The sequence below is a fragment of the Natrinema zhouii genome, from assembly GCF_013456555.2.
Lineage (GTDB): Archaea > Halobacteriota > Halobacteria > Halobacteriales > Natrialbaceae > Natrinema > Natrinema zhouii.
On sequence record NZ_CP059154.1, the window covers coordinates 3,130,711 to 3,148,795 of the forward strand.

The window sequence follows — 18,085 nt, forward strand, 5'->3', positions numbered from 1 at the left end:
TGTTCATAGTGTCGTCACGTCCAGAATGTTGACTACCTCTCCCCGCCCCCGAACCGTTGCACCGCTAATTCCCGGCACTCCGCTCATGAAGCCCTCGAAGGGCTTGACGACGGTCTCCTGCTGACCGCTTACGTGATCACAGTGTAACGCCACGTCCCGGACCTCGCCGCGAATCCGGACGACCATGCCGTCGCCGTCCGTCTCGGATTCCGCCATCCCGAAGCAATCGATCAGCGAGATGACTGGATAGTCGCCGTCGTCGCTGGGAAGGACGGATTCGCCGCCCGCCGTCTCGATTGCCGTGGCAGACTCGATGTCGCGGACGGCCTTGGTCGGGACGCCGAACTCCTCGCCGCCGCTCTCGACGAACAGGATCTCGTCGATGGCGACCGTTACCGGGAGCTGCATCGTGACGGACGTCCCCTCGCCTTCGGCGCTGTCAATCGAAACCGTGCCGTCCAGGTCTTCGACCGTCCGCTTGACGACGTCCATCCCGACACCGCGGCCACTGACATCGGTTACCTCGTCGACCGTCGAGAGGCCGGGATGGAAGATGAGGTCGTAGGTTTCGTCGTCGGTCATCGCCGCCGCTTCGTCCTCGTCGAGGACGTCGGCCACGACAGCTGCCGAGCGCAGTCGGTCGGGATCGAGTCCGGCACCGTCGTCTTCGACCGTGATCGTCACGCGATCTCGCGCGCGATCGGCGTGCACCTCGACGGTCCCCTCTCGAGGTTTCCCGTCCGCCTCCCGCTCTTCCGGCGATTCGATCCCGTGGTCGACGGCGTTGCGAACCAGGTGGATCAGCGGATCGCCGATCCGATCGAGGATACTCCGGTCGAGTTCGACGTCCTCACCGGTCATCTCGAAGGCGACCGTCTTCTCCTGATCGCGAGCGATGTCGCGAACGACCCTCGGTAGACGGTTCGTCACCGTCTGGAGCGGCACCAGCCGGATATCCATCACCGTCTCCTGCAGGTCGGTCGTCAGGCTCGACAGCGCGTCGAGTTCCGTCTCGAGGGCGTCGCTGTCGTCGTCGACGTCGGCCGCGTGTCGGAGTCGAACGCGGCTCGTCACCAGCCCCTCGACAAGTGTGAGCAGCGAGTTGATCTGTTCGACGTCGACCCGGACCGACTGGATTTCGTCGGTTTCGGCGTCGGCATCGGACCGATCGCTCGTCTCGGGGATCGAGATATCCGGAATCTCGAATTCGGGCTCGACGATGCTCCGCACGACGTCGTCATCGGCCCCGTCGGCGTCCGACGCGGCCGCATCGTCGCCGAACGAGTCCGTCGATGGATCGCTCGAGTCGTCAGTTCCATCCGACGCGGCCGCATCGTCGCCGAACGAGTCCGTCGATGGATCGCTCGAGTCGTCAGTTCCATCCGACGCGGCCGGCGAGTCGAACGCCGTGTCGCCGACGCCGAACTCGTCGGTTCCGGCGAAGGCTTCGTCGTCGAGGTCGTCGGACAGGGTGTCACCGAACTCGCTCTCGAAGTCGTCGTCCGCGTCTGAATCGACCGATTCGGCGGCGAAGTCGTCGAACGCGTCGTCGTCCAACGTTCCGGCGTCCTCGTCGTTGAACGGATCCGAATCGTCGGCGGTTCCCTCGAGGTCGTCGTCGAAGGCAGCCGTCGGATCGAACCAGTCGTCGACGTCAGCACTGAAGGAATCGCCGGTTGTGACATCATCTTCCGTGTCGTCTTCTGCGGTGTCTTCCGTGGATTCGAGGTCGGAATCGTCGTTCTCGAGGAGAGTATCGGTGGGTTCCTCAGCCCCGGCTTCGTCGCCGGTCGCTGCGGGCTCGCCAGCGTCGTCGATCGGTTCGGTGTCACCGGTATCGGCCACGGCGATATCGTCGGCAGTCTCGGCGTCACCAACTCTCTCGTCCATTTCGTCAGCGTCGTCGACTGTCTCATCAGTGACTGGTTCGTCGTCGACGGCGTCATCGATAACTGGTTCGTCGCCGACTGTTTCGTCGGAAACCGAGTCATCTACGGCGGCTTCGCCAGCAGCGGTCCCGTCGGCCGCATCAGTTTCGGCTGCGGCGACATCGGCCGGCTCGTCACTGGAAACACCGAGGTCCGACTCCATCGGTTCGACGTCGTCGGCCTGATCGGGCGCGGTTTCGGGCTCGATTTCGTCGGCTGTCCCTGCGGCCACGCCATCGTCAGCGTCTGCGACTACGTCCTCGTCCGGCTCGACTGCAGCCATGTCATCATCCGGCTCAACTACAGTCATGTCATCATCCGGCTCAACTACAGTCATGTCATCGTCCGTCCCAACTGCGGCCACATCATTGTCTGTCTCGACTGTGGTCACGTCATCGTCGGCCACGCCCTCGTCGTCCGGCTCAGCACTCGGCTCGAGGCCGTCTTCGTCTCCAACCGGGTCCTCGTCTACGTCGACGTGTGACACAGTGTCGACACTCGATGCGGTGATTTCGTCTTCGTCGTCGGCCACATCGACAGCGTGATCATCGTCCGATCCCGCATCGACCAGTATATCGTCGACTGCACTCTCGGACGGCTCCTCGCCGTCAAGGAACGTGTCGTCATCGACGTCCTCGCCGAGGAGCTCGTCCATATCGACCTCGTCCTCCGCGTCGAACTCGTCGAACTCGAGTTCCGCGAGTTCGTCCTGCAACTCGTCGAAACCGACCATTTCGACCTCGTCTTTGAGTTCGTCGAAGACCGCGCTGGCGTCTTCGACATCGTCGGCGTCGTCGGCTTCGGCTGTCGAATCCGTGCGAGAGCCGTCGTCGGTTGCCGTTTCGGTAGCGTCCGCCGTCGCCGTCTCCGGCTCGGAAGTCGCTGCTTCATCGGCCTCGTCGAGTGGCGTGGCCGGCGGTTCGCCCGGCTCGGTCCCGAGGTCGAGATCATCGTCACCCAACAGGTCGTCGAACGAGCCGGCTTCGCCCATATTATCGAAGGCCTCGAGTTCGTCGGCCTCGACGTCCTCGACCATCTCGTCTAAGTCGTCGAACTCGGTGAACTCGTTGAGGAGGTCGTCGACCTCGAGGTCCTGCGCCTCTTCGGCCGAAATGCCGTCGTCCCGCTCGGCTGCATCGGCGAGTCGATCCGCCGTCACGGCCTCGTCAGCCTCGAACCGATCGGAGACGTCGACGAGCTCGAAATCCGCGACCGCTTCGACCGGCTCGAGGCCGGAGGAGATCGCACCTTTACCGACCGCGGTGCCGAAGACAGCGTCGAAGCGACCGCCGTACTCTGCAGCCTCGATTGTCTCGCGCGGCGGATCGGTCCCGATCAGATCGAACGCGTCGATCAACGCGTCGACGACCAGTTCGCCGTTGTTGACGTCGTCGCGCTCGACGATCTCGAGCCGTGCGAGGTAGACGTCGTGGGCGTCGTCGGCCGGCGGGTCGAAGCGCGAACATACGGCGTCGAGTTCGCCGGCCGTCGGTGCGACGAGTCCGGCCGCCGCCTCGAGTTCGGCGTCCTCGAGGTGCGTTCGAAGCGCGTCGATCGTCGCCGACGGATCGGTCTCGATTTCGCCCGTCGCGGCGACTTCGTCGACCATCGTCTCGAGTTCGTCGACGGCGTCGAAGACGATGTCCATCAGCTCCGGTGTCACGTCGATCTCGTCCCCGCGGATGGCGTCGAGCAGATCCTCAACTGCGTGTGCGAGGTCGCTGGCCGACGTCAATCCCATCGCTCCGCAGTTGCCTTTGAGAGTGTGTGCGATCCGGAAGATGTTCTCCATCGCCTCCTCGTCGTCCGGATCGCTCTCGAGCGTGAGTAAGGCGTTGTTCAGTTCCGTAATTCGTTCTTCGCTCTCCTGAACGAAGTCTGTTAGATAATCAGTCATCGGTCTCACCATCCATCGTGAACGCGTCGACGATCGCGTCGACGATGCCCTGAGCGGGCGCGACCGCGTCGACACAGCCCGTTTCGATTGCCCGACAGGGGATGCCGAAGACGGGACTCGTCGCCTCGTCCTGGGCAATCGTCCGACCGCCGGCGGCCTTGATCGCCTCGATGCCGGCCGCGCCGTCGCGGCCCATGCCGGTCAGAACGACGCCGCAGAGCGCGTCAGAAACCCGCTCGGCAGCGCTTTCCATCGTCACGTCGATCGCCGGCCGCACGCCGTGGACCCGCTCGCCGTCGTCAAGTTGCAGGCGGAGACGGCCGCTCACGTTGCTCGCCACCTCGAGGTGGGCGTCCCCCGGTGCGATCGCGGCCTCGCCGGCTCTGAGCAGATCGCGGTCCGCGGCCTCGGTGACGTCGTACGCGCTTCGGGCGTCGAGCCGTTCGGCGAATCGGGCCGTAAACTCCGGCGGCATGTGCTGGACGACCAGCACTTTCGCCTCGAGGGCGGCCGGAAGCCGTTCGAACAGCCGTTCGACGATCTTCGGACCGCCGGTCGACGCGCCGAGAACGATCGTCGGTTCGTCCGCCAGGTCGCCGCCAACAGCGATCGAATCAACGTCCTCGCCGACAGCGGGCGAAGCCCCGACTCCGGCCGTCGCGTCGGGGGCGGTCGTCCCGCTATCGTGATTCAGCTGTCCAGCGGAGCCACCGCCCGCGACGGCGTTTTCGGTCACGGCGCTGCCCCTCGAACTGTCGGCGCGTCCCGCCCGGGTCGAGTGGGCCGCCGCGGTCGCGCGAGCGAGCGCTACCGACGAGACGTTCGCCTCGGCGAGGTCGTCGACTTTCGCGACGACGGCATCCGTGAGATGAGCGATGTTGCGCGAGTCGGAGCCGTCGGGCTTGTGAAGGAAGTCGACGGCACCGCGCTCGAGGGCGTCGAGCGTTGCCTCCGCACCGCGTTCAGTGTGAACGCTGAGCATGAGAATCATGGTCGGATTCGCCGCCATGATCCGCTCGACGGCGTCGATGCCGCCCATCTCGGGCATCTCGACGTCCATCGTGACGACGTCCGGATCGTAGGTATCGGCGAGTTCGACACCATCCGCACCGTTCGCCGCGGTTTCGACCTCGTAGCCGTCCGTGTCGAGCGCGTTGCCGATGACTGTCCGCATAAACCTCGAGTCGTCGACAACGAGTACTCGCGTCATGCCGCAACGACGTCTGAGAGGGCCTTTCTAACGCTGGGCTCCTCGAACGGTTTCGTCACGTAGCCGTCAGCACCAGCTTTCACGGCGAGTTTCATTTTCTCACGCTGTCCGACGCTCGTACACATGATGACGCGGGCACCCGGGTCGATTTTCTTGATCGCCGCGGTCGCCTTGATGCCGTTACATTTGGGCATCACGATATCCATCATGACGATGTCGGGGTCGTGTTCTTTGTACAGTTTGACGGCTTCTGCTCCGTTGGACGCTTCTCCGAGAATGCGGTAATCTTGTTCCAAGATCTGCCGCAGTAGGTTCCGCATAAAATGTGAGTCGTCCACGATGAGCACCCCTGTCGACATTCAGTAGTACACCAAACGTCCGTAGAGATACAACTACCATAAATGCTGTCTCTCGATTATCAGTCGTGATAAATGACAAATATGGCCCGGAGATCCCACTCAGAACGAACGATAGAGAATCGCCCGTATGCAGCAGTCTTTACCGTTTTCCAGCGGCCAGTAGCAATCGATCGATATCAACGAGCGCAGTCGCCTCGACGATAATCTCCCGTGTCGAGTCGTCCGTCTCGCGCTCGTCGACGTCACCGCCGGCGTCCTCGTCCGAGTCGAACTCGAACGTCTCTCCGATCGACCCGCCGATTCCACCGCTGGTGCCCGGAGCTGACGACAGCGCCGCGGAACTGCCGATACCAGTTGTCGATCCGGTCTCGGGTGTCCCGACACCGTCGTCGGCCGGTCCATCCGGAGTCACGCCGCCAGCTTCGAGACGCGTCTCCGGCTCTCGTTCCTGGGTGATGAGTGCGACGACCAGCGGATGCTCGAGGGCATCGCCGGAGAGCTCGCTGGCATCGACGGTGTCGGCGTCGATTACGTTGCTTTCGGGAACAGTCTCGACGCCGATCACGTCGTCGACACTGATCGCAGCCGACTGTTGGTCGCTCGAGCGGTCGAGCACGAGGAGTTGTTCACTGCTCGAGCGGGGTTCGGAGACCGGGAAGTGAACCCGTGGATCGATGACCGCTGTGATATCACCTTTGAGGTCCATCAACCCCTCGATGGCGGGCGGGGATCGTGGCACATGGGTCAGTTCCGCCGGTGGTTCGGTGATCGTGCTGACCGCGTCAACCGGCAGTGCGAGTCGGTGTTCGCCGACGGCGACGACGACGAACTGGACGAATTTTTCCTGTTCCTCGTCCTCGCCGTCCGAATCGCGGGTCCGGTCGGCGTCGTCGATATCGATTCCGAGGAGTTTCTCGGAGAGGTCCGGGGCCATAGTCCTGTTCGTGTATCAGCGTCCAACAATAAAACGTTGACTCCACCGTTACTGTCTCTATTTCTGATATATATTCGAGGTTCGTCTCTTCATCGTGACTCGAGAACGAGTCCCTGACGACTGGTCTCGGCAGTTTCCTGTGCTCCAACTGATCATCGTTCCAATCGTTTAACCGGCTGAACCCATCTTCGGGTCGAAGACGGCAAGCAGGTTCCCGGAGACATGAGTGCCTGACGGCCCGCTGTCGACGGACTGGCGGTCGCGAACGCGGTCCAGATGACGATATCCGAGGAGCAAGACGTCACAAAATCCGTGAGAGATTGCTTCACGATCTTCGAGAGACACGAACCTCACGACACTACGATATTCAAACAAAGCGACTGGTGGCAACGGTTGCGCTGAAGCACCCCTCGAGTCTAGCGATTCGGAAGATTTATTCGATGTGTCAACAGTCATCGCAGCGAATGGGATCGGTTCCGAACGACGAGACCAGTACCGAGGACGAACGCGTTACCGTCCTCACGTTCGACCTCGAGGAGCAGCGATACTGCGTCAGAGCAAAGTCCGTGGCTTCCGTGCTCGGCGTCGCGGACGATGCTCCCCTCGACGACGCCGCTGATCCCTGGAACGCGGGGACGCTCACCGTCGCCGGCGAGCAGGTCACGGTGGTCGATCTCCCCCGGGCGTTCGGATCGACGTTTCGAACGGCGACCCGGGTCGACGAGCCGAGACTGCTCGTCTTCGCCGTCACCGACGAAACGGACCACTACTACAGCTGGCTCGTCGACCACGTCGACGCGACCGAAACCGTCCGGACCGCCTCGCTCAAGCCGCCGCGCGTGAACGCGACCCATATCAACGGACGGTTCGAGATCGACGGCACGGAAGTCGTCTGGCTCGACGAACGAACGATACACGGCTGAGCAATCGTCCTGACGGGACCGAACGACCGCTGAACCGGCGGGAAAACGGTGCTGAACGGATTACAGGAGTCCCGGTGGCCCGCCGTCGGAATCGTCGTCGACGTCGACGCCGAACTCCTCTCGCTCCGCGCGGAGTCGCCTGACCTGCCGGTAGTAGTAGCCGATCCCGATCCCGCCGATCAGGACGACTGCTCCGATAAGACCGAGGAATAGCGGAATATCCCGCGCGAGGTAGTACCGAAGCGAGATCGGGCTATCGCCACCGATTTCCTCCCAGTAGAGTCGTTCCTGATCGTCGGTAACGGTTCGCTCGTACCCGTTCGGCGAGACGTCGCCGAACAGGAAGTTCGACGTCCGATGGTTATCGGGAACCAGCACCTCGTAGGAGCCCGAGACGTAGGTCGGCTGCTGGAACGTCTTGCGCCCGGCCTCGCCGGAGAACGCGAGCGTGCCGTTCTCGTCGGGAACCTGGACAGTGGTCATCGACCCGCCCTGTTCGACCTCGAGATTCGAGCCCGTGACGGCGGTGCCGTTGGGATACCAGTAACGAACGCTGTGGATGTCCAGGGGCTCGTCGCTGAAGAGGGTCGATTGATAGAGCTCCAATTCGTCGGTCCCGCTCAGGTCGTAGACGGCACGGAACTCGCCATTGCCGAGCAGGTTTCCGTCCTCGAGCGCGATGGTGACGTCGGCGTCAGTGTCACGGATGTCACTGTAGTTCTGCTCCTGATCGAGTTGCTCGTCCGAGATCCCACCGGAGAACGCCGAACAGCCCGCTCCCAGTATCAACAACACGGCCGCAATCGTCGCGAGAGCGAGCCGGCGGTTCATACTAGGGAACGACACAGCGGAGTTCGGACGGGAGGTACTCGCCGACGCTCGCGAGCAGTCCCGGCGGATCGGTGTTTTCGGTACAGATGACGCTCTGCTCGAGCAGGCCTAACCGTTCGACGGTGACGTAGTCCTGCGCGTGGCCCGCGCGGTTGAGCGTGGCCCGAACCTCCGCTCGCGTCGCGCTGTTGACGTTGAGCCGGCCGTCGCCGCGCGTCCACTCGTAGAGGCGATCCTGCTCTTCCTCGGCGAGTCGGGACGGTGATGCGTCCGGATCGCTTTCGGCACCGCCGTAGACGAACCGCAGGGGCAGATGCTGGACCAGCCCGTACCGTTCGCGGATCTGCGTCGCCGACCCCGGGCCGAGCCCGAGTTCGTCGGTCGGAATGCGGACTCCCTCGCCCTGTCCCGCATCGAGGACGAACCCGTCATCGTCCCAGGTCTCGAGCGTGCCGACGTAGGTCTCACCGGCCTCGAGATCGGGGACGATCTCGCCGAACGCCTCGCGGAGAACGTTACGCGCGGCGGTGGCGTCGTCACCCTCGATCGTCACGGAGGGGAAGTCGTCGTGGCGAACCCCGATCTCGAATTCGACATCGAGTTCGCCGATTTCGTTGGTGACCAGCGATCGCAGCGAATCCAGCGACCGCTCGCGAGCGTCGCCCTCGACGTACAGTTTGGTTGCGAGTACGACCATTAGGCGTCCAGGTTGAGTTCGTCCTCGAGCGACGCGAGGCGGTCGTCCATCGCGTTGACCAGGCGGTCGTTATCCATCGATTCCAGCGGCGAGCCACACTCCGGACACTCGAAGCCGAAGTCCATCGCTTCGCCGAACTCGAACCGGATCGAACAGATCTCGCAGAGGTAGAACTCGTGGTTGCGCTCGTACTCCCGGCGATCGTCGAGCGCCTCGTGGAGCCGGTACATCTCCTCCTCGAGGTTCTCCGGGATGTTGTCGTACTCGAACGTCCAGAGGTAGGTCAGCCACCCCGAGTCCTCGTCGCGCAGTCGCCGATACGTGGCGAGATCGTTCTCGTACAGAATGAACAGCGCGCGCCGCACGTCGTTCAACTCGAGGTCGAGATCCTCGGCGAGCTCCTCGTCGGTCACTTCCCCGTCCGGCGGTGCCGCCGCGACGGGCATCCCCTTGGGACCGACCAGCTCGTGCAAATATTTCTGGATTACCGGATCCTCGAGCAGGTCCTCAAAAGCCATTACCACTACGTAACGGCATGGAGCCATTAAAGCTTGTCAACTGCCCCGCCCACAGTGGCATGCGTTCCGATATCGATGTCACTGAAACGGCGTCTGACCGGTACGAGGACCATCGTTCTCCGAACTCCCGTTCTCCGTGGAGCTATCGCGACGAAACAGGGCCGTTGGTGCGGTCGGGCGCGACGTTTATGGGACTGGCTGGTCCTTCTCGGAACAATGACTACCGATACGGCCTGCAGTACTGTCCGGGCCGAACACGCTCTCTCACGCATCCATCGCCTCGAGTTCGACGTTCCCTGGCCGCCCAAACGCGTCGCCGCCTACCTCCTTGAGGGGCCCGAACCGATCCTGATCGACGCGGGCGCGCCGGGAGCGGCAGGCCAGTCGGAACTGCTCGAGGGCCTCGCCGAAATCGACTTCGAACCCGCCGATATCGACCACGTCCTCGTGACGCACGCCCATATCGACCACATCGGTCAACTCCCCGCCCTCAGGGAGGCCGGTGCGACGGTGCATGTCCCGAAGACGGCAGTTTCGCGGCTCGAACGCGATCTCGAAACGGCCCGCGACGGGTTTCGCGAGGCGGCGACGGCAGCGGGATACGACGGCGACGCGCTCGCAGAAATCGTCGACGAGCAAGGAGAGTCGCTCCGGCGGAATCGACGGCTAGTCGACCCCGAAACCGTCTGTCCCGTCGATTCGGGCGCGCCATTTACCGTCGGCGAACGGGAGTTCGAGCCGTTCGAGACACCGGGACACGAGATCGACCACCGCTGTTTCGAGACGACGGTCGCGGATGCGACGGTCCTCTTTTCGGGCGACGCGCTCATCGAGCCGTTCCGCGCTGGTGCCTTCCAGGTCGGCCTCGATCACGGTGCCGACGACGCCGTCGACGCCTACTACGACGCGATGGATCGATTGACAGCGACGACCGCTACCCACGTCTTCCCCGGTCACGGCCCCACGTTCGAGGATCCCCAGCGGACCGTCGAGACGACGCGCGATCGACTCGACGCGTTACTCGAGGGAACGCGAGGGGCGGTCGACGTGATCGAACCCGCCACGCCGCTGGAAATCGCCGAACAGCGGACTGGCGACGTTCGCCACATGGCACCGGTGCTCGACACGATCGGTGCCCTCGGCACGCTCGAGGGACGGGGGTCAGTATCGTCTGAGACGGAAGACGGTGTCCGCTACTACGAGACGACGTGAGCACGGAACCGGCTCCCGTGACCGGTAGCAGCCACCGGCAGTGAGCGGCCTTACTCCTCGTTCTCGAGTTTGTACTTCTGGACCTTTCCGCTCGTCGTCCGCGGGAGTTCCTCGATGAACTCGATCTCGCGAGGGTGTTTGTAGCTGGCGACCTCATCGAGACAGAACTCTTTCAGCGCCTCGTTCGTGACGTCGCTGCCGGGTTCGACGCCCTCGGCCGGGACGACGAACGCCTTCGGCACCTCGTTGCGTCGTTCGTCCGGAACCCCGACGACAGCGACATCCGCGACGGCCTCGTGCTCGAGGAGGAGGTTCTCGAGTTCGCTGGGATAGACGTTGTAGCCGGCGGTGTTGATCATGTGCTTCTTCCGGTCGACGATCTCGTAGTAGTTGTTCCCGTCGCGACGGGCGATGTCGCCGGTCCGGAAGTAGCCGTTCTCGGTGAAGGCTCGATCCGTGGCCTCGGGCAAGTTGAGATAGCCCGTCATCACTTGCGGCCCGCGGACGACGAGCTCGCCCTCCTCACCGGGCGCGACCTCGTCGCCCGACTCGTCGACGAGCTTGCAGTCGGTCATCCGGAGCGGCTGGCCGATCGTCCCGTGTTGCAGGCCGAAGGTAGAGCCGGCCTGCGTGTGGGTCGCGCCGTGGGTCTCGGTGAGTCCGTACCCCTCCGAGATGTCGACGCCCGCGGTCTCCTCGAACTGTTCTTGCACTGCCGTCGAGAGCTTCGCGCCGCCCTCGGAGGCCGACTCGAGGCTGGTGAGGTCGCACTCGCCGAAGTCCTCGGACTCGACCATGTCCGCGTACATCGTCGTCACGCCGACGAAGTGGGTGATCCCTTCGTCCTCGATGAGTTGCATGCACTCCTGGGCGTCCCACTCGAGCGCGCTGCGGAAGTAGAGTCGACCGCCGCCGACGAGCGGCTGGAGCGCCGTGTGAGTGAACCCGGTAATGTGATAGAGCGGGAGCCAGGTGAGGCTCCGAACGTCTTCGGGGTCGACGTCGACGTTGGACGCGGTCAGCGGCCACATCAGCTGCGCTCGCGTGTTGCGATGGGTGAGCCGGACGCCCTTCGGATCGCCCGTCGTCCCGGAGGTATAGGGTAGCAAGGCGACGTCGTCGTCCGCCCGATCGACCAGCGTCGGCTCGCCCCGCAGTTCCTCGAAGGCGTGATCGGCCGGCTCTCGATCCCAGTCCTCGCTCCGGATCGTGATCACCTCGAGGGTCATATCGGCGTCCTCGAGTGCCTGCTCCACGATCGGCCGCAGCGCCGGATGCGTGACGATCGCACTCGCGTCCGTATCCGTCATCTGGTAAGCTACTTCGCGGCGCTTGTACTGCGGGTTGACCGGCGAGATCTCGATGCCGGCCTTGAACGCGCCGATCGACGCGACGAGATACTGCGGGCAGTTCGGCAGGAAGAGCAGCATTCGATCACCAGGCTCGAGTCCGATATCGTGGAGCGCGCCGGCGAGTTCGGCGGTCCAGTCGCGGAACTCCTCGTGGGTCCAGCGTCGCCCGTGGTGTTCCATCGCCTGTGCGTCCCCGTGTTGTGCCGCAGTCTGGTCGAACAGTTTCCCGACGTTCCCCGCTCGAGCGGACGTATCGACTGCTTCCAGCTTCATGTGTTATGATACCGAAGATCATACTTAAAATCGTCTCTCACTTACAGTCCGGGTGCAGAACTGACCGACCCCACGTTCGGGTTCCCGTGCCGACCGACCACGCGCACGGACCCTCCGCTGAGCGATAAACGTAGTACGCTCTTATGACGTCGATTGGTGGTAAGTTAGAGCATAGTTTTGAGGGCTTCTCCTCTCCCCTTTCTCACACCCAGCCGATTAACGTTAGAATTGGCATTATCCCTAACGCTGTTGAGGATAGCCGAAACGCACCACGACAACGGTCTCGCAGAACAGCAACAGACAGTACCAGGTCACGTTCCCGAAGGCAATGGGCGACGCGCTCGAGCTCGCTGGCGAAGATGTCGAATGGGTCATCGTCTCATCGTCGAAACTCGCCCTCGAGAAAACGGCTGAGTAGAGGCGCGCGTTTCTCCGCAAGTCACAGAGGAGTGACGACGATGTCACCCTCGAGTTACAGCGCGACCGTGTCCCGGAACTCGCGGAGCAGTTGGCCGACAACGTCGACGTGATCGGCCTTGGCGTCCATACCGGGTTTAGTGTCCATACGATGGCTGTCGATGAGGAGCGGATCGACGTGAACTCGGAGGTTGAGGCCCTACTCGAGGCCTCTCTCGGGAGGAGTTTCGCCCGGCCGATTTAGCGACGATCTACCGGTGTCGGTGGGAGGTGGAGTTGCTCTTCCGGGAAGTTAAAACGCAGTACGACCTGGATGAGTTTGATACGACGAAGAAGATACTACCATCCAATCGACTGCTGAGATTTGCCTAATTACCAATGGTAAGTTACACCTTCTTGTAGAACATTTATTGATTGAGCCCCTTAATAAGAAAGCTTATTAATGGGTACAATCAATCTATAATTAGAATGAAGCGGAAAGTCGGCGAATACGACATTGCGCTGGACCTCAGCGAGTACTAGGGAACCTTCCGCTAACGACAGCTTTCCAGTAACACTAGGAAACTAGCTATAATCGCGGATACGCGGCTCTGGGTGGTCTGGGGGGTACCTCTCGGGTTCAATTCCGAGCAGAGCTATTAGGGAGATAATCAGATGCCAGTATCAAATATCGGCGTTGGCAGTATCACTTGGATCACTCTCAGTTTGGGGGCCTTTGGGATCCCTATCGGGGCATATGGTGTTGTTGCGATTACATACATTCTGTTCAAAGCATTCGTTGCCCGGTTCTACGAGCCCGTCGATCACTCCTATGATTACGACGGGGAGAGTGTGTCCGTGGTGATTCCGGAGTACAATGAGGATGCTGACCTGTTCGAACGCGGCCTCAAGACCGTACTCAACCAAGACTACGATAACCTCAAAGAGATCTGGGTGATCGACGATGGGAGCGATCAGCTCGATGCTTGGGAAATCGCTAAGCAGTACGCCGAAGAAAACGAAATTATCAACGTCGCGCGGCTAAATGAGAACCAGGGCAAGCGTCGCGCCCAGGCAGAAGGGTTCAAACAAGCGACCGGCGATATATTTGTCACGATCGACTCAGACACGCTCGTCAAACCCGACGCGATCAAAGAGTTAGTCCAACCCTTTCATGACCCAGAGATCCAAGCCGTCACGGGACAAGCCCGCATCGTCAATCCAGACAAAAAGCTGCTCCGTAAACTGATCGACATGCGGTTTTGGGTCGCATTCAACGTTGAGCGCGCTTGCCGGTCGGTATTCGGAACCGTGATCGTTTGCAGCGGCGTGTTCTCTGCGTACCGGCGCGAACTGGTCGTCAATAACCTCGATGATTACGTGAATCAGGAGTTCCTAGGCGCGGAGTGTACCTTTGGTGACGATCGTCATATGACCACCTACGCACTTCAGCGGGGGAAAGTTGTTTATCAGTCAACCGCCCAAGTCCTGACTGACACGCCCGATGAGCTCCAGAACTACCTGACCCAACAGACCCGCTGGATGCGCTCGTTCTGGCGCGAGTCGATACTTGCCCTTCGGTGGGCACCCAGCCGGAGCAAGCTCCTCGCTGGCATGATCACTATGGACATGGTGCTGCCGTTCGCACTGATCTTCTTCGGGTTTGGTTCTGTAATCTTCCGCACCCTAACCACAGCCGCGAGTATTCCGTTGATTTACGTCGGGATCGTCTTCGCGGTTGCGTACATCCGCAACGTCCCGTACAGCCGTGAGGACTTCACGACCTACCTCCTCGCCCCCGTATACGGCGTTCTGTACCTCGTCACGCTGCTCCCGCTGACGTTTTACGCGCTGGCGACGGTCAACTCCACCGGCTGGGGAACTCGATAGAGACGGAGTTGCGCTGTCGTTGCTGTTTGGGAAGATCCCGATACTTCTGTGCAAGCCGTCTGAGAGGTCCCATATCGACAGATTTTTACTCACGTTATTCTGGAAGAATATTTCAGGACTAGCTGAAGTTGTCGTCAACCAGTGGAAAAACGGCAAACAGACTGAATCTTAGTCTCTAATGACAGTAATAGTGGCTTAATTGACAGTAGGCCATTAAATACAATACAATTTCACTTCTCGGTATAACTGTGAATGGAGAAAAGCGATCCGGACTCGCGTAGAGTGAACAGACGTCAGGTAATGCAAGGCGGGGTCGGGCTCGCGTTTGGTAGCATACTCAGCGCTGGAGTGCTTGGTATGCAGTCGGACGGGACGAATACCGAGAGTCCTGGCAGCCAAACCGAACTCCGACAGACCGAGATGAATCACTTAGAGTACGACGAGTATAATTCGTGGAACGATATGTATTGGCGCTCTGCTGGCGATAGAGACAATATTTCGTTGGGATCGTTTCCGGCATACACGGATGGCACAGCACTGCAAATACGTGCTCGAGATGGGAATCACTGGGGTATTGACACCCATTACGAGTTTGAGAACGGTGTAACCAAGTTGACCAGTGAATTCAATTTCACGCTCGGGAAAGATTGGCGTATGGATGGCCGCGAAGTAGCCTCCTGTCGACTGTGGAATTGCGCGGCTTCGTTAGGTGAGGGTTTCGCCGGTGGTGGGCAACCCGACGGCACGAACGGTTGGAGCAACCGATTGTACGTTACCAACTGGCAGACTGACCCTGACGGTCCATTTCACCTCCATTCATACACGTACCATATGGATCGTATCTATGATACGGACTACATTATTGACGGAGAGCGCTACGCGCTAGCTCAGCCGGAGATCGTACCTTGTGAGTGGTATAACTTCAAATATACCGTGCAAGTCAATACTGTCGAGGATGGGAAGGCAAATCCTGACGGTGCCGTTACCTATTGGCTTGACGGAGACAAGATCTACCACCGATCCGATCTACGGTTTACCGAAGACCTCGACTCAAATATTATTGCCACGAACGGACCTGCTGTTCACTATGGGGGCCGATACGCAGCTCCTCAGGACCTCTATGCCTACTTCGAGGATCACGCGATGGAGGTTGAGCGGGATCCTCGCAACCCCTGCTAATAGCTGAGTCGACTGCTCCGACCGTTCCATTTCTTTCGGCCCGCGGGTTGAGTCAGTACTTGAGCGCGGTTGGGCTACTCATCACTGTCGTCCGAGGACACGACACGTTTGCCCGTCTCCATCGGAATCACCTGCCGGTCGGCGCCGTCCCACTCCTGCTCGAGTTCCCGCCCCTCGAACAACCGATCGAGGAAGACTGCCAGTCCGGCCACTTCGGAATGGGGCTGGTTGGTGACGCCGACGTTCCAGTCGGCCTCCTCGTAGACGTCGAAGGAGACCTTCTCGGAGCCGACGACAAGCAGGAGCGGCTCGCCCTCGGACGCGTGCGCCGTCCGGATATCGGCTTCCACGTCCTGGACGCGCTCGCCGTACATCGTGAGGTGAACGACCCGTCCCTCCCAGTTCCGGATGATTCCGAGTGGCGAATCGGTCAGTTCGGCCGCGAAGGGGCCACCGAACCGGTCGGTGATGTCCGCGACCGTCTCGAGGGACTGGCCGGCGTTGTCGGGAAAGTAGACGCGGTCGGCCCCCAGCGCCCGCGCGGTCAGTCCGACGTGGGTCGTCATCCGCTCGTCTCGGCCGGGGCGGTGGCCGAGCCGAAGAACAGCGACCTCACTATCGTCATGCATACTCGAATCCTCTCTCGGCGGCGGTTAGGGGGTTTCGTTTTGGGCGTACTGATTTCGATTGCGTTCGGTGGTGCGGTGCCACTCAGTAGAGACGAGCTACGTATCACTCCAAGTTAGTCAACCGGCAGCGGTGGCGCGCGCTGTCTGCGAGGCGCGACTATCGGGAGCGCCTCGGAAGCGAACGGAGAGCGAAGCGAGCCGTGAGCAGGCCGAACGATAGTGAGGGCGGCCGACGACACTGTGCGAGGTCGTCGCGAGTGGAACGAGCGACTGCTTGGAAGACGCAAGCGTCTTCCAGTGGATGAAAGAGCGAACGAAGTGAGCGAATGAATCGGCTGGGGAGGGCGTGGCGATTCCCTGTTGCCACGATAGCAGGACGCTTCGTTCTACTCAGTCCTCTCAGAACCCACTGTTCCATTCACACGTATACTGAACGGCGAACCGACCCAAACCGCTCGAGAGCGACACGAAAGTATACGTAATTGACGTGAGTACCAGATCATATGGAAAAGGTCAACGAATCGACGTTCGGTTGGAAGGAGTTCGATCACGGGGAAACCGTCTTCCGCCGGAAGGAACTCTCCAACGCCGTCAACGCCTCGGACCTCGGCTGTAGCCTCTACGAACTCCCGCCCGGGATGCGGTCTTGGCCCTACCATTACCACACGGCCAACGAGGAGGCGATCTACGTGCTGGCGGGCGATGGCCAACTCAAAACGGAAGACGGCCTCGAGCCGTTGACGGCCGGCGACTACGTGACGCTGCCGGCCGACGAGCGCGGCGGCCACAGAGTCGTCAACGACGGGGCGGACACGCTCCGATACCTGGCGATGTCGACGATGAACGAGCCGGACGTCACGATCTACCCGGAAATGGGCAAGTTCGGTGTCTTCGTCGGCTCGCCGCCGGGTGGCCGCGACGAACGGTCGCTCGAGGGCTACTACCGCATCGACGACGAGACGGAGTACTGGGACGAGTAACGATTCGGAAACTCAGGGGTGGAATTAAATACCGTTCGTTGTATTTTACTGCTATGCGATCAGTACACAAATCTGACGCACCGGCGCTGAGCCGAGACGACGGACTCGTCTCCCACATTCTGCATTCCCAGCGGGACGTGTCGGAGACCGACCTGACGATCACCTGGGTCGATATCGAGCCAGGTGCACGGCAAGTTCGCCACGAGCACGATCCCGAACAGGTCTACGTCATCATTTCCGGCGAGGGCGTGATGTCCGTTGGCGACGACGAACGCGCGGTCGAAGCCGGCGAGCTGGTCCACATCCCGGCGAACACCGAACACGGCCTCGAGAACACCAGCGATCGAACGCTCGAGTACGTCTCCGCCGCGACACCGGCGTTTCCAACGGCCGAAGTCGACGAGTTCTACGACCAGTAACCCGACACAGTCGTCGATAGCCTTTTTTGAGTGTCTGCGAAAGGTTCACGTGATGATGGAAACCAGAAGGGTGGTCACTCGATGACCGGAGCCGGCGAGTGGCTTCGAACCGCTCGCGAGGAGCGGTGGGGGATACTGACCGACCTCGCGTTCGCGGTCATCTGGGTGACGATCGTCGAGACCATTAACGCCCTGCTCGGGCCACCGACCATGGTGTATTACCTGCTCATGCTCGCCGGGATCGTCGCGTATTTCGGATTCGTCTGGAACTTCGAAATCGCGAGCAAACGCCAGAACCAGTAGCTCCTGATCGTCGATTTCTCACGGTTCGCTACGGAGACTCTCGAGACTGTGGTTTCGCGGTTCCGTCCGCGACTACCGCCGACGGGTACCTCACTGTTCTCATACTCGTCCTATCGATATCGTCGTCGCTGTCCGGTGTAGCGTCGCAAAAAAGT

Annotated in this window: 16 protein-coding genes and 1 pseudogene; 8 read left to right on the forward strand and 9 right to left on the reverse strand. The window is 61.2% G+C overall.

Going from position 1 to position 18,085, the window contains the following annotated elements:
* Positions 1–3 precede the first annotated feature (3 nt).
* The 4 genes from HYG81_RS34325 to HYG81_RS34340 form a co-directional block, all read right to left on the reverse strand.
* Positions 4–3,825 (reverse strand): Hpt domain-containing protein, encoded by a 3,822-nt coding sequence (locus HYG81_RS34325; RefSeq protein ID WP_180840654.1) that lies wholly within the window; start codon positions 3,823–3,825, stop codon positions 4–6.
* Entirely contained in the window at positions 3,818–5,035 is a 1,218-nt protein-coding gene (gene cheB, locus HYG81_RS34330; RefSeq protein WP_180840655.1) for a chemotaxis-specific protein-glutamate methyltransferase CheB, read from the reverse strand. Before cheB ends, HYG81_RS34325 begins: the two co-directional genes overlap by 8 nt.
* The gene (gene cheY, locus HYG81_RS34335) at positions 5,032–5,394 is read right to left on the reverse strand and encodes a chemotaxis protein CheY (RefSeq protein ID WP_180840656.1); all 363 of its coding nucleotides are present in this window, start codon (positions 5,392–5,394) and stop codon (positions 5,032–5,034) included. Before cheY ends, cheB begins: the two co-directional genes overlap by 4 nt.
* Positions 5,395–5,533: 139 nt before the next feature.
* Positions 5,534–6,328 (reverse strand): chemotaxis protein CheW, encoded by a 795-nt coding sequence (locus HYG81_RS34340; RefSeq protein ID WP_180840657.1) that lies wholly within the window; start codon positions 6,326–6,328, stop codon positions 5,534–5,536.
* Positions 6,329–6,792: 464 nt separating this feature from the next.
* Here HYG81_RS34340 and HYG81_RS34345 point away from each other — a divergent pair, with 464 nt between their 5' ends.
* On the forward strand, positions 6,793–7,251 hold the full coding sequence (locus tag HYG81_RS34345; protein WP_180840658.1) for a chemotaxis protein CheW: 459 nt from the start codon (positions 6,793–6,795) through the stop codon (positions 7,249–7,251).
* Positions 7,252–7,311: 60 nt separating this feature from the next.
* On the opposite strand, the gene HYG81_RS34350 is transcribed toward HYG81_RS34345, so the two are convergent.
* Genes HYG81_RS34350 through HYG81_RS34360 form a run of 3 tightly spaced genes read right to left on the reverse strand, consistent with a single transcriptional unit; the run spans position 7,312 to position 9,297 of the window.
* Positions 7,312–8,082, reverse strand: a complete 771-nt coding sequence (locus HYG81_RS34350; protein ID WP_180840659.1) for a DUF5803 family protein — start codon at positions 8,080–8,082, stop codon at positions 7,312–7,314.
* A gap of 1 nt (position 8,083) precedes the next feature.
* Positions 8,084–8,779: a DUF2110 family protein gene (locus HYG81_RS34355; RefSeq protein WP_180840660.1), complete on the reverse strand. Its 696-nt coding sequence runs from the start codon at positions 8,777–8,779 to the stop codon at positions 8,084–8,086.
* Complete coding sequence (locus HYG81_RS34360; protein ID WP_180840661.1) at positions 8,779–9,297, reverse strand: transcription factor; 519 nt, start codon at positions 9,295–9,297, stop codon at positions 8,779–8,781. The genes HYG81_RS34355 and HYG81_RS34360 overlap by 1 nt, the downstream gene beginning before the upstream one ends.
* 216 nt (positions 9,298–9,513) lie before the next feature.
* Between HYG81_RS34360 and HYG81_RS34365 the strand changes: the two genes are divergently transcribed.
* Positions 9,514–10,509, forward strand: a complete 996-nt coding sequence (locus tag HYG81_RS34365) for an MBL fold metallo-hydrolase (protein WP_180840662.1) — start codon at positions 9,514–9,516, stop codon at positions 10,507–10,509.
* 50 nt (positions 10,510–10,559) lie between these two features.
* On the opposite strand, the gene HYG81_RS34370 is transcribed toward HYG81_RS34365, so the two are convergent.
* On the reverse strand, positions 10,560–12,134 hold the full coding sequence (locus tag HYG81_RS34370; protein WP_180840663.1) for a class I adenylate-forming enzyme family protein: 1,575 nt from the start codon (positions 12,132–12,134) through the stop codon (positions 10,560–10,562).
* Positions 12,135–12,761: 627 nt separating this feature from the next.
* Here HYG81_RS34370 and HYG81_RS34375 point away from each other — a divergent pair.
* The 3 genes and pseudogenes from HYG81_RS34375 to HYG81_RS34385 form a co-directional block, all read left to right on the forward strand.
* Positions 12,762–12,881 (forward strand): annotated as a pseudogene (locus HYG81_RS34375) (transposase); the annotation flags it as partial.
* 324 nt (positions 12,882–13,205) lie between these two features.
* Positions 13,206–14,420, forward strand: coding sequence for a glycosyltransferase (locus HYG81_RS34380; protein WP_180840664.1), 1,215 nt, complete (start codon positions 13,206–13,208; stop codon positions 14,418–14,420).
* 357 nt (positions 14,421–14,777) lie between these two features.
* A complete protein-coding gene (locus HYG81_RS34385) occupies positions 14,778–15,599 on the forward strand; it encodes a hypothetical protein (protein WP_226777498.1) in 822 nt (273 codons plus the stop codon).
* Positions 15,600–15,673: 74 nt separating this feature from the next.
* On the opposite strand, the gene HYG81_RS34390 is transcribed toward HYG81_RS34385, so the two are convergent.
* Complete coding sequence (locus HYG81_RS34390; protein WP_180840666.1) at positions 15,674–16,228, reverse strand: tRNA (cytidine(56)-2'-O)-methyltransferase; 555 nt, start codon at positions 16,226–16,228, stop codon at positions 15,674–15,676.
* 503 nt (positions 16,229–16,731) lie between these two features.
* Between HYG81_RS34390 and HYG81_RS34395 the strand changes: the two genes are divergently transcribed.
* The 3 genes from HYG81_RS34395 to HYG81_RS34405 all read left to right on the forward strand — a co-directional run bounded on the left by HYG81_RS34395 (position 16,732) and on the right by HYG81_RS34405 (position 17,930).
* Positions 16,732–17,208, forward strand: coding sequence for a cupin domain-containing protein (locus HYG81_RS34395; protein ID WP_180840667.1), 477 nt, complete (start codon positions 16,732–16,734; stop codon positions 17,206–17,208).
* A 53-nt stretch (positions 17,209–17,261) separates the two neighbouring features.
* Positions 17,262–17,627, forward strand: a complete 366-nt coding sequence (locus HYG81_RS34400) for a cupin domain-containing protein (RefSeq protein WP_180840668.1) — start codon at positions 17,262–17,264, stop codon at positions 17,625–17,627.
* Positions 17,628–17,708: 81 nt separating this feature from the next.
* The gene (locus HYG81_RS34405) at positions 17,709–17,930 is read left to right on the forward strand and encodes a DUF8119 family protein (protein ID WP_180840669.1); all 222 of its coding nucleotides are present in this window, start codon (positions 17,709–17,711) and stop codon (positions 17,928–17,930) included.
* Positions 17,931–18,085: the final 155 nt, after the last annotated feature.